Origin of the sequence: Pseudogemmobacter blasticus, from assembly GCF_003071405.1 — a bacterium.
GTDB classification, from domain to species: Bacteria; Pseudomonadota; Alphaproteobacteria; order Rhodobacterales; family Rhodobacteraceae; genus Pseudogemmobacter; species Pseudogemmobacter blasticus.
In genome coordinates, this window is sequence record NZ_CP020471.1 from 122,872 (window position 1) to 137,926 (window position 15,055).

A 15,055-nucleotide genomic window follows, 5' to 3' on the forward strand; every position below is an offset into this window, starting at 1 on the left:
GGGAAAGTTATTGTGCAGGAAATCCTGCGAGTCAAATGATTCCTGCAAGATTTCCAGAATCGGTTTCAATGCACTTCACGCCCACGGGCGTTGACGGCAGCGGTGATCATCCCGCCAGCACCGCCGAGGGATGGCGACCCTTCCCAGGGCCGGCCTCATGCCGCACGGAACAGCGCGGCGGTTTGATCAGGAAAATGGCCGCACCCTTGCGGATGCGGCCTTGGGATCTGGCTCTGGTGCCGGATTGGTCAGCCGTCGATCAGGCTCATCCCGTTCTGGGCGTGTCGTGCGGCCAGTTTCCGGGCGATGCGGCCGGGTTGAATCGGGCGGGCCGGCTGGGGCAGGGCGGTGGCGTCCAGCGTTTCAAGTTCCGGGAAGATCTCGAAAATCTCGCGCCGCGCCTCGGGGCCGACCGACTTCAGCGCCTCGGGGCCGGTGAACAGCGATTCCATCGGTGCCCCCGCGGCAAACACGATCTGATGCCGGTCGAACAGGATGTGGAAATACTCCACCGCCGGCATGTCCTCGGCCACGTCGATGCCGTTGATCAGCAGCAGGTGGCGCGCGGGCACCAGCACCTCGCGCTCACCGAACATGCGTTCGGCAACCTTCGACGACACCAGCACCCGGTGCTGCGGCGAAACCACCACATCCTGCAACGGCAGTCCCCGGCCCAGGGCGCCGGCGCGGATGCGGATCGGGCGCAGCTTCGGGTTGGCCGCCAGATCGCCGGTCGCAAGCCGGCGCGACCCGATCCAGCGGATCGGTTGCAGGCCGTGGTCCGCCGTTCTGACCAGATCGCCGCGGCGCAGATCCTCGATCGCCACCTCGCCCCGCGCGGTTTCGATCATGGTGCCGCGGGTAAAGCAGGGCACGCCGGTGTGTTCGGTGTCCATCACCCCGCTGCCGACCAGCGTGAAGGTCACCGTCGGCCCACCCTGGAACGCGATGAAGTCCAGCGTGCCGTCGGCGGCATCATGCTGTAGCGCCTGCAGCGGGTTGGTGAAATTCGTGCCGTATTTGGTATTGTAAGCCTCAACGTTGTCGGCTCTGTACCAGGGCGTCAGATCGACAAAGTCATTGTCGGTCTGGGTGGTGTTCGCCCCGTTCGTTTCCCCCGCGCCGAAGTCGGACAGGAACACGCTGTCGCCCGCCCCGCCCGCGATGATGAACAGGTCATCCCCCGTGCCGCCCGTCAGCGTATCCGCCCCGCCGCCGCTGCCGTTCAGAATGTCATTCCCGGCATCGCCGTAAAGGTGGTCAGACCCCGCGCCGCCTGTGATCACGTCGTTGTTGGCGCCGCCATAGGCAATGTCACTGCCCACGCCGCCGTCAAGCGTGTCTTCCCCTGCGTCGCCGTAGAGGCTGTCGTTGTTGGCTTCGCCCAGCACAAGATCATTGCCGTCGCCGCCATAGGCCGCATCGGCCCCGTCGCCGGCGTAAAGCACATCATTGCCGGCATCGCCGTGCAGGGTGTCGTTGTGGTTGTCGCCGTGGATCGTATCGGCGGCATTGCCGCCAAAGATGAGGTCATTGCCATCACCGCCGAACAGCAGGTCGTTCGTGTCAGGCGATGCCTCGGACAAGGTCGATTCCGTGGGCGAGGTGGCGCCGAACCACAAATCGCCCGGAGACGCGCTGCTGCCCGGCACGAAGGTGACCGGCACCGCCCCCGTGCCGCCCGCAAAGGGCGTTGTCGGCGGGGAAAAGGCGTAAAGACCCGGCCCGTTTGGCCCATTCGCTGAGACATAAAGGTTGCCAAGCGCATCGGCGGACAGGCCATAGCTGTCGGCGGGCAAGGTTCCGATCAACTGTGCGCCGGTGACGGCATTGTTGCCGTCAATCGTCATGCGGAAAAGCTGATTGGTGCCGTCAGCCGCCCGCCACGACACATAGGCCTGGCCCTGAAAGAAGATCACATCGCCGGCGGAAGTGCCGCCCGCCGGGTTTGTCCACCATGTTTCGACACTTGCGGTGCCCACATTGTCAGTGGTCAGGCGATACATCGAACTTGAATTCGGCGTGCCAAAATAGGCCCGCCCGTCCGAGTCGAAGGACAGTGCGTTGCCGCCGCCCGTGCTGCCCGGCACCCCGCCCGCGGGGATAGAGCGCACCAAGGTGGACGCGCCGGTATTGGGGTTGATCGAAAACAGATTTGTGGTCGGCCCGCCAAGCTGGATGCCATAGATCGTGCCATCGGGGGCCTGACCGATGTCGCCCATCACCGTGGACGCCCTGCCGATCAATACCTTCTGCAGACCGCCGCCGCCGGTGACCGGGTCAAGGCGGAACAGGTCGCCATCGTCATCCATCGCGTAGATGGTGGTGATGCCAAAGCTGAAGTTGGTTGCCGCATCGCCGCCGTAGATGGCGTCGTCGCCGCCGCCACCCATTATGACATCGGCATTCTCGCCGCCGACCAGGGTATCGTTGCCCAGACCGCCATCAAGCGTGTCAACGCCGTCCCAGCCGTGAATGGCATCGTTGCCGGCATCGCCATAGACAAGGTCGTTTCCCGCCTCGGCGTTGATCGTATCGTTGTCGGCGCCGCCATAGGCCAGGTCGTTGCCCGTGCCCAGGAGAGCACGATCATTGCCAGCATTGCCATATATGGAATCGTTTCCGGCGCCACCGTTGAACTGGTCGTCCGACGCGCCACCCGAAAGAAGATCATTGTTCGGGGTACCAGGAAAAACCGTCATAAACGCACCAAAATTACACCAAGAACAAGACATTTCGACGCGAAATGCCAACCAGAAGCACACTTGTGGCGGTATTACGCAACGTCAAGCATTTTCTCCGCTGTTTATGTATTTGTGATGTGACTGCCCTTCTAGGACATTGATGTGCCAGGTGGGTCTGCAAGGGCTGACAAGAAAGAAAGGCCATGTCCGAGAGTGCCTTGACCGGCGACGAAGGGGGTCAAGGCCGCTTCGGCCGCTGAACGGCCGCCTGGCCTGCCGCCGGGTTCGCGGACCCGAAGACAGGAACGTGACCAGAGATCCGGGTGACATCACGCCAGGGAAGTTCAGCCCTGATTCCAGGCGCAAGGTCGCGCGTCCTGGTGCGAAGCGTGACACCCTGAGCAAAGAAGCCGCTTTTCGCGCGTGAGGCGAACATGAAATTCGCCTTCCTTGCCAAGCATCGTCACATCTGGCCGGTCAGCGGGCTTGGCGAAGTTCTGGGGGTTTGCGCCCGGGCTTCCATGCCTGGCGCATCCGGCTGCGTCGCACACTCTGGCCAGCCACCTGGCGTGGCGACATGCAGCACAATCACCTAGTTTGAATTATGGTTCTAGGACTGTAACTCTTATGCTGCTTACAAGGGGTTCGGATACCAGATTGGCAGACGGAGTCTTCCTTCACCTCAGTGTCAATGCAAGACGCACCAACCAGCAGGCATGGGGGGATACACAGTTTGCTGAAGGGCTGGCGAAGGCAATTCGCGCCGTTCCCGGCTGTGATGCCGGCCTGTTGTTTCGTGGCGAAGCCCCGCCCCGCACAGAACAGCCGGGCGTCGTGTTGCGCATCGTGGGGCCGCATCTTGAAGACCCCGTGCCCGGTCTGCCCAACATCCTCTGGATCATCAGCCCCCCCAATCTGGCCCCATCTGGCCTGCTGCGGCGATACCAGACGGTATTCTGCGGGGGCCTTGCACTTGCCCGGCGCTTGGAGAAACTTGGGCTGGCGGTGCGCTACTTGCCGCAGGCCACCGACACGGGGCATTTCCGGCCGGACCGGCGCCCGCCGGACATGCCGGACATACCGCTGGTCTTCGTCGGCAGCTACCACCCTTCGCGGGTTTCCCGGGATCTTGTGCTGGCCGCCGTTCAGGAAGGGGTGGAACCTTACATCTGGGGCCCGGGCTGGCAGGGTGTCATACCCGAGAGGTTGTGGCAGGGCGAAAGGCTTGACCATGACGAGCTTGCCCAAATCTATGCCCGTGCCCGTATTGTTCTGAACAGCCATATGTTGCACATGGCCACGCTTGGGTTCATGAGCAATCGGAGCTATGACGCGCTTTCAGCCGGGGCGCGCGTGATCTCTGATCCGGTCCTTGGCTTTTCGGCCCCGGACCTGCCAGAGATCGTGCAGGTGCGATCAATAGCCGACCTCAAGTCCGCCGTTCACACCCTTCTTTCTGCCCCGCCAGACAGCCTTGCGGCACGAATGGCCCAGCATGAGCGGCTGGCCCGGGACCATGGTTTCGAAGCCCGGGCGCGGGTAATTGTAACCGCGGCCCGCAAGCTGCTTGAGGGCAGGCAGGTGGCCCCGGCCGCCTTTCGGCCAGGAAACCGCACCGGGACCGCCGCCCCCGTTCTGTCAGACCCCGCGTCTTCGGCCCCCGACAGCCTGCTGGCCGTGTCCATGGCGGCGCGCGAAATCCTTTCGATCTGTGCCTATCTGGAAAACCCCGATGCGCCACCGCTTGCCCCGCCTGAGCCGGCCGCAGATGTCGGGGTCATTCATGCCTTGATGGCGGATCTTCGCGAAGCTCAGCAGATTGCCTGCCGTCCGAAAGCCCTGCACGCACCCGGGCGGCTGGAGGCATTGGCGACCCGAGCCCGCCGGATCAGCGAGGCCTTGATCGCGGAAAACAATCCGCTGGGGGCGAAGTTCACCAGGCAAGAGTGTGACTGGTGGATAGAAAGGGTCATTCGCAACGAACCGCTGTGGGCAAGCGGCCCCGCCGCGTTCAACCGCGACAGGGGCAAGGTCTGCCTTCCGCTGTGGCCGCGGCGGCAAACGCCGGTGGCATCATCGCGGCCGGGTGTGTTCCTGCATCTCTATTACAGCGATCTGGCGCCGGTCTTCGCCAAGAGACTGGCCCATATCACCTGTCCCTTCGATCTTTATGTTTCTACCGATACCGCTGAGAAGGCAGATTTCATCCGGGGGTGCCTTCCGGCTGCGGAGATCCGGGTTCTGGAGAACCGGGGGCGTGACATCTGGCCCAAGCTTTATGGCTTTCGGGATGTTTATGCCCGCCATGACATCGTCCTGCATCTTCATGGCAAGAAATCCCCGCATTCCGCGGCGCTGGATGAGTGGCTTGAGCATATCCTCGACTGTCTTGTCGGCTCGGCCGCCGAGGTGAACCGAATCCTGTCCCTGTTTGACACGATTCCGCGCCTTGGGATGGTGAAGCCCGTTACCTTCAAGGCGGCCTTGAGCGCGGCACATTGGGGCGCGAACCGGGAAATCGCCCGTGAACTGGCCTGGCGGATGAAGATCGAAGCGCCCTTGCCGGATGACGGAAAACTGCGCTTTCCGGCCGGTTCGATGTTCTGGGCGCGCAGGGATGCCATCCAGCCCCTGCTGGACCTGGACCTGCGGCCAGAGCATTTTCCGCCCGAGGCCGGTCAGGTGGATGGCACAGTCGCCCATGCCATTGAACGTATGCTTGGAGTGGTGTGCAAGGCGAATGGCCATCACATCCTGCCGGTCTCGGGGGCTGGCACGCGGCTGCACATGATGTATCAGAAGCGGTTCACCTCCAACGGAGAGTTGCGGGCAGCACTGGAGGCCGGGGTATTCGATGCGTAGCAAGACCCCAGCCCCGGTTGTGTTCGGCGCGCCGATGATCCCCGATCCGGCGCGTCTGGCGGAAATCACCGCCGAAGCGCTCTCGGCTGGCTGGTTGACGAATGGCGGCGTGCTGCATTTGCGGCTGGAAAAGGCGCTGGCTGCGCATGTCGCGCCGGGCGATGCCGTTTCGCTTGTCTCCTCTGGCACCATGGCGCTGCTGCTTGGGCTGGCTCTTGGCGGTCTGCCGCCCGGCTCAGAGGTGATCACCACGCCCCTCAGTTTTGCGGCAACGGCCCAGGCCATTGCCTGGAACGGCCTTGTCCCTGTCTTTGCCGATGTCGATCCGGTGACGCTGACGCTGCAGCCAGAGGCTGTGGAGGCCGCGATCACGCCGCGCACCTCGGCCATCCTGCCGGTGCATTTTCTGGGCGTCCCCTGCGATGTTGACGCCTTGGGGGCCATTGCGGAACGCCATGGTCTCTGGCTGCTTTATGACGCCGCCCATGCCTTTGGCCTGACGTTTCAGGGCCAGCCCATCGGCAGTTTTGGCGATGCTTCGGCCTTTTCGCTGCACGCGACCAAGATCCTGCATACCGGAGAGGGCGGTTTCATCGTCACGCGGGCCCGGCGGGCGGGCGCGTTTCGCCAGATGCGCAATTTCGGGCTGGAGGGCAGGTTGCCGGCCGGACGCGGGCTGAACGGCAAGATGTCCGAGCTGAACGCCGCCATGGGGCTGGCGCTTCTGCCCGATCTGGCGGCAGAGCTTGCCGCACGCGATAGCCTCCGCCGATCCTACGACGATACGCTTGCCGGCATCGCCGGGCTGCGTCTGCACGCAACACGGCCGGGGGCCAGCAAGAGCCTGGGCTATTATGTCCTGCGATTGCCCCCGAACCGGCGCGAGCGGTTACATGCTGCCCTGGCCCAACAGGGTATTTTCGCCCGTGATCATTTTCCCCTGCTCTGTGGGCCGGGCACGGTCTGGGCCGATGCGGAGATCGTCACCCGGGACGGCAACGCGCCCGTCGCGCCGCAGGTCGGGCAGGAAGTCCTGTGCCTGCCGCTGCACGGCCGGGTTCTGGCATCGGATGTGGCCCGGATCGGCCGTATTGCGGCGGACATCTGTTCCGAAGGAAATATCTGATGAAGGCCACGGATACATTCGAGGAAATAACGGTCTTCGGCGCCCGGGGCCACAGCCTGATGATCTTGCGCGGGCTTGAGGAATACTGGCGGGGCAGGGTGAAGATTCGCGCCCTGATCGACGATATCGCGCACGGGTTTGACCATCCTGCCCTCAGCGTTCCCGTGATCTCGTCGGATGAACGCCTGCGCAGGTTCCCGCATCTGCCGGTGCTGCTGACGGTTTCAAACCCCGGTTTGCGCGGCCGGGTTGCCCGCCGTTTGCAGGCCGAGGGGGCAACTCTGGCCACAGCCATCTGTCCCGAACGGATCAACCTTGATCCGGCCGCGCGCTTTGGTCCGGGGTCTGTCTGTATGCCCTGGACGCGGATCGGGCCGGATGTCACCACGGGCCCCTGCACGATCATGCTGGCCTCGATCATTGCCCATGATGTCGAGATCGGCGCCTTCACCACCCTTGCGGGCGATACGCTTGTGTCGGGCCATGTCCGTATCGGTGACAGGGTGAACATCGCGCCGCGCGCCGTCATTGCCAATGGCCATCGCAACCGCTGGCTGACCATTGGCGATGATGCCGAAATTGGCGTTGGCGCGGCGGTTCTGGGCAATGTCGCCGCAGGCGAGCGGGTGATTGGCAATCCCGCCATGCCCATCCGCCACTGGGTCAGGCTGCGCCGTCTTGCGCGCGGGAAAGACGGCTGAGCAGCGCATCGACGTAGGGGGCGAAGCCCGTCCTGGCACGGATCTCGCGTCTCAGGCGCCTTCGGAACGCCGGCGTAACCCCTGCGGCAAGGCGCAGCGCGGTATCGACAAAAGTCCCCGGTTCTTCGGGGGGAACGAATTGCCCCAGACCCTCGGTCATGCCGTTTATGCCGATGTCGGCGGCATAGCCGACGAACGGCGTTCCCACGGCGGCGGCATGGATAACCGTTGTCGGCCCAGGGTCCTGTCGTGAGGTCAGCAGATAGACATCTGCCGCACGGTATCGGGCAAGACTGTCATCGACAAAACCCGGCAACTCCAGATCCAGACCTTCGGCCAGCGCCTTGTTCGCCAGAGTCTGCGCCCAGTCATCCAGCTCTCCCAGCCAGACGAACCGCGCTTGCGGCGCTTGCCGGGTGATGGCTGCGGCGGCCTCCAGAAACAGGTCGAACCCCTTGCGCCGGTCGGCATGACCCGCCCCGATGAAAACCGGGGACGCGCGCCGGTTGCGCAGCCGTTGCCGGAACGCCGCCAGCGGCGTGTCTGGCAGCACGATCCCCGGCATGACATGCTCCAGCCCCGGCAGAACATCGGCCAGCGCCTGCACTGTGCGCGGCATTGAGGCGATGAGCCGCGCCCCCGCCGCCCTGGCCGTGCCAAGATCGGACAGAAGTCCCTGATCGCGGATATAAGCTGCCATCTCGTGCATCAGGACAAGACAGTTCAGCCCCGCCTCGGCCAGCGGTGCGCCCACCCTGGCAATCGCGGCGGTATTGATCAGGGCCGGTGTGCCGCGTGGCAGGGCCGAGCCAAGCCCTGCAACATCCCAGCCCTCGGCCAGAATGAAGACAGGCCCGAGGGCCCGGAACCGGGGCAAAAGCGGGCCTGCGTTGCCAAGCAGAAAGACGGGTGTCCATCCGCGGTGCTGCAAGGCCCGTGCCAGATCCAGGGTCAGGATCGGAACCCCCGCCCGCTGTGCATCATGCGAGGCCAGCAGGATTGGCTGTTCGCATCCTGCGATCATCTTTGACATCGCCGCCGTCGAGTCCGGGCGACTGCGCGTCACAGGCCGGGGCAGATAGTCCAGCGATTTGCCTTCGGTCATGTAGTGGCGAAACGGAAACGCCGCGCCCAGAGGCAGATAGCAGCGCCGGTAGAAGCCTGCATCGAACCCTGCCGAGGGGGAACGGCCCTCGCCATCACCATGACGCATGAAATGCAAGACGACCGCCGCACCCAGCCCCTCCAGATCGGGATAAGCGGCGCGATAGTCGTCCGGGTCGATCAAGGGATGAGGCTGGCGTTTTACGTTGCGCTGCACCTGAAACAGAAAGTCCTCGAACGCAGTCCTTGCACCGTGGCGCGCCCAGTTCGGATACCGGGCCTTGTACCAGACGGTCGCGAAATACGGGCTTGGGTCCAACCCCGCAGCGTCGCCATAGGCAACGAAATGCTGCACAAGCCCGCCGACCCCCTGATCGCATCCTGACAGGCGCCGATAGTAGTCTGCATCTAAAAGGTCGCTTAGCATGGTTCACATGCCGCCTGTTCGTGCCGCAGGCCCCTGCGCTGTCTGGCGCGAATGACGGATGGCTTCGGCTTGTCCGCCGAATACGGCTTGAACACCAACCGCCTCAGGCCGGCGCTGCGTGCGACACAGGGCAATATCACGGGAATACCCGCCTTTTCGCGCCCGACAACAAGTATCCGGCGCCCCTTGAGGGCCTCTGCTTGTCGCTCACAACGGCCTCATAACTGATGGAATGTCGAAGACATGGTTATCATTCCTGACCTGCCCCGCAATAGCGCTTGCCCGTCTGACCTGGACCGGCCTTCAACCACCGATGGCAGCAGCATCCCGTGACGGACCCGTGCCGCAGCCGGCGAACTGGCCTCCGGCGCCCTCACCTTGCAACAGCCGATCCGATGGTCGATGCTATGCGGGTAATCGGCTGCAACGGACGAATGGCCAGATCAGATCCGCAACAGCTCTGGCATTACGCAGGCCCGATCTCGGGCGAAACGATCATGCCCGGGCTGATACGGTTCATCCGTGACATCTTTTCTGTCGACGCGTCCCCGCTGCTTTCGATCGGCCATGATCCAGAAACTGTCACGTTCGGTTGGTGGCATGGCAGCGAGCTGGCCGCGAACATAAGCATTTTCCCGCGTCGGCTTTGCCTTCAGGGCACGGAAATCCAGGCGTTGGGAATTCAATCGGTCGGGGTCAGGCCTGATTTTCGCGGCAAGGGGCTGTTCACCGACCTGATCCAGAAAGTGGTTGCCCATGCCGACAATCGTTCCTGCCCGATTGTCTTTACCACAGACAAGCCAGATATCTTTGTGCCATGGGGCTTCAGGCCGGTGCCGTCGAGCGCCTTCGTGGTTTCCGTGCAGCCCTCGCTCCACGCTCCGCGTTACCGCCGCCTTGCCATGGATCAGGCAAAGGACATCGACCTGATCAAGACTTGCTTTGCCACAAGGGCACCAACATCCCTGGTCGCATCAACCCGCGATCACGCGTCTGCATTTTTCATGGCGGCGTTGGCGAACCCCGGTATCGAGGTGCTGCATCTGACCGATCTGGATGCGATCATCGCTGTCCGGGGCCGCGAAGGCAAAGCAATGATCCTTCTGGATGTCATCGCCGCATCCATCCCACAGGTGCAGGATATCGCGGCCGCTTTGGCCTATGCTGGTTCCCGGGTGATCCTGCATCTGACGCCCGATCTTCTGGCGCCGGAATATGACGTGCTTCCAAACCCCTATCCTACACCCTTGATGGTCCGAGGGTCGTTCGCACCGGAAGGGTTGCCGATCATGCTGTCGCGCATGCGCGTATAGGCTGCCACGCTTCCGGGGCCCAATCCAGACCGTGTTGGGCGTATTGACCGAGAACTGCCGATCCAGGGCGTTGGCCGCGTCGACAGCAGGCTTGCCGCCGTATCGTTCCGGGCGGCACTTGTCACCGATCTGGGCCGGGATACCCATCGAATCTGCTGACCGGCCTGCGTAGGGCTGGGCGCTTCAACGGATGTCTGCCCCGCGATCCTGCCACCTTGGGCTGCCCTGACAGCCTGCTGGGTGGTCCGGAACTATGGCGCACAAGGCGGCGATTTCCCTCTGATCCGACGGATTCCGGCGTGGCTTTTCAGAAATTAATTCAATAAAATCATATGCATGATCATCTCCTCGGGGCCAGACTAGGTGTTCTTACATAATTGTCGCACTTGTCGCCAAGCGGCAAAATCCCCGCAAGCAGCAGGCTGCCGGCACATTTGCCTCTCCTCACTGAACGCTGCGCGCAACATCGGCTCGAAGGTGGATCAACGTGGCTGTACTGACCGGAAGCACAAGAAACGAAGTACTCGAAGGCGGCTTTGGCTCGGAAACGATTTCCGGTGCGGCAGGGAATGACCTGATTTATGGTGATGAGACGCCGGCCGGCAATGAGTACATCACCAACGGGACCTTCGAGGGCAACGCGCTTCCGGCAGCATGGAACAGCACGGTTCCGGCTGGCTGGGCCGTCATGCCCACTCCGTCCGGGTTGACCTTATCGGGGGGCGCAATCGGGCAACAGGTTCATCCCTTCACCGATGGCGCAGGGCAGTACTTTAGCACAGCTGTCACCGCCTCAGGCGCAGGAAATCCCGCAAACTGGAACATCTTTCGGGGAATTCAGCAGGATACGGGTGCGGCCTACGATTCGACGCAAGCCTATCAACTGACGCTTGACGTTGGCAGCCAGTTCACCAACGCCTCTCGGGTCTATGCCGAGTTCGTGGTGGGCGGCACGGTGGTCGGCACCAGCAACTACCGATACCCGAGCGGCTCTGAGGATACGATGGTGACCGATGCGATCACCCTCAACATTCCTCCCGGTGCCACGACAGCCACCGGCAACATCACCGTCAGAATCTACACGATCACCGCAAACGGCGCGGTTACTCAGCCGATCATCGACAATGTCTCGCTGACCAGCTCTGGCGCTTTTGTTGGTGCGTCCGACTCTCTTCTGGGCGGCGCGGGCAATGATACGATTTACGGTGACGGCGGCAATGACACCATCTTTGGGGACGGTGATAACGACCTGATCTACAGCGGCTCCGAAGCCGATTCGGTTTATGGTGGTCTTGGCGACGACACCCTTGACGGCGGTGCAGACAACGACACGCTTTCCGGCGGGGCGGGGTCCAACAACCTGACCGGCGGCAGCGGGGATGACCGTTTCATTATCGAAGGCGGGGCGGCCGACAGCGTGTTCCTGTCTGACTTCGGCGCGGGCGAAACCGCCGGTGCGAACACGACACAGACCGACAACGACTTTGTCGATCTGACGCCCTGGTACAACGCAAGCACGCTGGCGCTGTACAACTCCACCTACGGCACCAGCTTCACCAACCCGCTGCAGGCGATGCAGCATGATGCGGCCACCAGCACGCCGGGCACGCTGGACTTCATCGCGTTCCAGGGTGGGCCGACGGTGACCTTCACGCTGGTCGGCAGCGGGGTGATGAACACCGAACACACCGGCGTGATCTGCTTCGCCCGTGGCACGCTGATCGAAACCAACCGCGGCCCGATGCCCATCGAAAAGCTGCGCCATGGCACTCTGGTGGCAACGCTTGATCAGGGCTTCCAGCCTGTTCGCTGGATCGGCTCGCGCCGCATCGGGGCGGAAGAGATGCAGGCGAATCCGAAGCTACGGCCCATCCGCATCCGGGCCGGGTCCATGGGGGCGGGTCTGCCGGAACGCGATCTGGTCGTGTCACCGCAACACCGCCTCATGGTTACGTCGCGGATTGCCGAACGGATCTTCGGCAGCCCGGTCGGGCTGGTTGCGGCCAGGCATCTGGTCGGCATTGCCGGGATCGAGGTCGCGACTGATCTGACCGAGGTGGATTATTTCCACTTCCTGCTCGACGATCATCGCGTGGTCTTCGCCGAAGGCGCGCCTGCGGAATCGATGTATACCGGGACCGAAGCGTTGAAGATGGTTTCGGATGCCGCGCGGGAAGAGATCTTTGCAATCTTCCCCGAGCTGCAGCATCAGACCCCGGAAACCCTGCCCGTGCCTGCCCGCCCGATCTTCTGCGGGAAACATGCCAGGAAGCTGGTCGAACGCCACGAAAAGAACGACGTTCCGCTGTTGCGGGCGGTCTGACCTTCCTGCTGGCCGCCAAGACGTGTTGCGCAAACCCGGAGGGGGCGATCCCTCTGGCTTCAGCATGGCGCCTAGGCGGCATGAGCAGATTAGGCGCGGGAGTCCGCCACGGCAGACGCAGCACGTCCCTCAGCAGCAGGGGGGCGTGCTCTGTTGATCGCGCCAAGATCAGCGTCGCCAAATCTGCCCGCAGTCGAGATTAACATTTTTGCCATAGATTACGATGCGCAGCTTAGGCGCTATTACCTAAGTGTGTGAGCGCTATCGTATTTCTCAGATAAGTCTAGCAATGCTCACTGCCGGTTCTTCGGGGTGCATCGAATCAATCCAGGCATGAGAACAGAAGATCGGTTGCGCGACCGATCATAGTGAGCGGCATGACCTTAAGTGATCAGTATCAGATAGATGGCAAAAATCATTAGAAAGATCTCGAAAGGTGTCTTGACCAATCAGGAAGAACCGAAATTGCTGGTCTTGCAGCATCAAATGGAAAATTCCACCGAAGTATTGGATGCCATTCTTGATCCGATTGCGCGCAATGTTGAGGCCCATATCCTTGAGCTGGATCGCGGCGAGCACGCAAAAGGCCATAAATTGAATCTTCCGGTCGGGCAATCGTTTGATGCGATTCTGTCTCTGGTGCCCGAGAATACATTTCATGAGGTGGTTTCAGATGGAATTAACGGGGCGCAAAGGCTTGGTCCACTCATCACGCCAGAAAGCGCATGTCTGCGCCTTATTTATGCTTTGGGCTATACGATAGATTCCGTTGGCTTCATCAGTGAAGAAGCGGGTATAACTGCCAATTTTGATGCAGGTCATCACGCCCGGGTCGATGCAAGAGATCCTACAAGTTTCGGTTCTGCGGCGGCAGCTTTGCTGAACGTCGAAATCTTCATTCTTTACGGGATTTCATTTCAGATGGCTGATCGCGCTCTCTTGAGCCAACTCAGCCGCCGGCCAACCATATTGCTTCGCAGTGCCCTGTCGGCCGAACTGAGCAGCGTTTTGTCAGTTCCGGTGTCGCCGGTGATTAAGCCTGCGCGTGAGACAGGCAGCATGGACGAACGCCGCGTGCAATTGACGGCGCGCGAACGTCAAGTGGTTGCCCTGCTTGCCCGCGGGTTAAGCAGTAAAGAGGTGGCTGCCAAATTGGCAATCAGCCCCCGAACAGTTGACATCTATCGGTCCAGCTTGCTCAGCAAGTTTCGTGCCCATAACACCGTGCAGATGCTGTACGCGCTGCGCGCCAGCTATCCGGATCTGTTTACGGACGAGTAGCCCCCTTGTTCGAGCGGATTTGGGCAGGGACCGTTGATCTTTCCTGCTCTGCCTGGGCTGGCTTCGCAAGAAGACTGGTTTCAGTAGTGGGTCACACTCAATTTGGTGTGGCTTTACCGGCGGAATGCTGATGCTACAGGATTGGCGTCTCGAACATGTAGCGTGCCAGCCGGCTTGGCAGTTCATCTGCGGTGTAGAAATACTTTCGCCGCGCAAATCCCAGCAGTTCCCCATATGAAACGCGAAGTGGCTCCATTATGGCCCCCGAAACGGTTACGGCCCCAGGCTGCAGACCGCGCAACAGCGAACAATATCCGGAGAAAACCTGTGGAATACCTTCGAATCCGGGGTTCAGGCAGGTGACACGCATGACCGTTGCATTGTCGGGCGGGGCAGTCATGATACAGACGGACTGGTTCACGCCAAGCGCAAAGCCGCGATATTGCCGCATGACGACATTACGCCCAAGACGCCGTTCTGGAAGCGTTGGCTCACCGTCCAGATACAGCAGATTGGTCGAGGTCGGCTCATATGCCTTGAAATGCACCAATCCACTTTCACGCCAAATCCTGCACACGGTGCAGAACACATAGTTCGGCCACATGAACGATCGGCGCCAGATGCGATAGATGCCTGACGGCATTTGTTGCTCGGTCAGGCCGTATCTGGTGCCGGGCAGGTAACTGGCAAGGCGACTTAAGCTTTGGGAAAGGATGTCTGGATCTGTCGGGGTGCTTTGGTTCGGAAGCGGCCGGATAAGGATATTGGCATCCACGCCAAAATAAGTGCAGATCCGCAGCAAGAGGTCTGGTCGGGGAAACGCCTCTCCACTCAGATACCGGCTGAACTGGGTTCGATTTACGCCGATCTCTCGACACACCTTCGAAACGGATTTTTCGCGCGCGCATAGCTGTCTGAGGTTATCCCCAAAGACGCTACGGATCTGAACAGCGGACAGCGGCTTTAACGCAACGTGTTCGCGCACCAAGAACCTCTTTGTTGTTGCCATGCCGCGGCATGGCAGCAGGGTGTCGTACAATAGAGTAATATCACATGGCATCTGTGGCGATAAAAAAATCGCCAGCCAGATCATGCCGTTTGGGGCCAATGGCGGATGATGATCCGCCTTTCTGTCTGCCCGAAGAACAGATGGAACCGCTGCGTCGGGTTTCGCCGAAAAGCCATGGCAAACCGCGTGTTGAGGATCGGCGCGTGCGGAGCACCATGGTTTTCA

At 61.7% G+C, this 15,055-nt stretch carries 9 protein-coding genes; 6 read left to right on the top strand and 3 right to left on the bottom strand.

Features of this window, described 5'->3' with window-relative positions:
- Positions 1 to 248: 248 nt before the first annotated feature.
- The gene (locus tag B6K69_RS17825; protein WP_164682021.1) at positions 249 to 2,702 is read right to left on the bottom strand and encodes a Hint domain-containing protein; all 2,454 of its coding nucleotides are present in this window, start codon (positions 2,700 to 2,702) and stop codon (positions 249 to 251) included.
- 468 nt (positions 2,703 to 3,170) lie between these two features.
- Here B6K69_RS17825 and B6K69_RS18615 point away from each other — a divergent pair, with 468 nt between their 5' ends.
- Genes B6K69_RS18615 through B6K69_RS17840 form a run of 3 tightly spaced genes read left to right on the top strand, consistent with a single transcriptional unit; the run spans position 3,171 to position 7,373 of the window.
- Positions 3,171 to 5,546, top strand: a complete 2,376-nt coding sequence (locus B6K69_RS18615; protein ID WP_261341463.1) for a rhamnan synthesis F family protein — start codon at positions 3,171 to 3,173, stop codon at positions 5,544 to 5,546.
- Positions 5,539 to 6,672, top strand: a complete 1,134-nt coding sequence (locus tag B6K69_RS17835) for a DegT/DnrJ/EryC1/StrS family aminotransferase (protein ID WP_108645079.1) — start codon at positions 5,539 to 5,541, stop codon at positions 6,670 to 6,672. Before B6K69_RS18615 ends, B6K69_RS17835 begins: the two co-directional genes overlap by 8 nt.
- Positions 6,672 to 7,373, top strand: coding sequence for an LbetaH domain-containing protein (locus tag B6K69_RS17840; RefSeq protein ID WP_108645080.1), 702 nt, complete (start codon positions 6,672 to 6,674; stop codon positions 7,371 to 7,373). Before B6K69_RS17835 ends, B6K69_RS17840 begins: the two co-directional genes overlap by 1 nt.
- On the opposite strand, the gene B6K69_RS17845 is transcribed toward B6K69_RS17840, so the two are convergent.
- Complete coding sequence (locus tag B6K69_RS17845) at positions 7,336 to 8,832, bottom strand: glycosyltransferase (protein ID WP_164682022.1); 1,497 nt, start codon at positions 8,830 to 8,832, stop codon at positions 7,336 to 7,338. The two genes, B6K69_RS17840 and B6K69_RS17845, sit on opposite strands and share 38 nt — an antisense overlap.
- A 467-nt stretch (positions 8,833 to 9,299) precedes the next feature.
- Between B6K69_RS17845 and B6K69_RS17850 the strand changes: the two genes are divergently transcribed.
- From B6K69_RS17850 to B6K69_RS18475, 3 genes are all read left to right on the top strand, one after another.
- Positions 9,300 to 10,217, top strand: coding sequence for a GNAT family N-acetyltransferase (locus B6K69_RS17850; RefSeq protein ID WP_108645082.1), 918 nt, complete (start codon positions 9,300 to 9,302; stop codon positions 10,215 to 10,217).
- Between the two features lie 487 nt (positions 10,218 to 10,704).
- Entirely contained in the window at positions 10,705 to 12,540 is a 1,836-nt protein-coding gene (locus B6K69_RS17855) for a Hint domain-containing protein (RefSeq protein ID WP_108645083.1), read from the top strand.
- A gap of 405 nt (positions 12,541 to 12,945) precedes the next feature.
- A complete protein-coding gene (locus B6K69_RS18475; RefSeq protein WP_228156883.1) occupies positions 12,946 to 13,821 on the top strand; it encodes a LuxR C-terminal-related transcriptional regulator in 876 nt (291 codons plus the stop codon).
- 133 nt (positions 13,822 to 13,954) lie between these two features.
- On the opposite strand, the gene B6K69_RS17870 is transcribed toward B6K69_RS18475, so the two are convergent.
- Positions 13,955 to 14,914, bottom strand: coding sequence for a helix-turn-helix domain-containing protein (locus B6K69_RS17870; RefSeq protein WP_108645085.1), 960 nt, complete (start codon positions 14,912 to 14,914; stop codon positions 13,955 to 13,957).
- Positions 14,915 to 15,055: the final 141 nt, after the last annotated feature.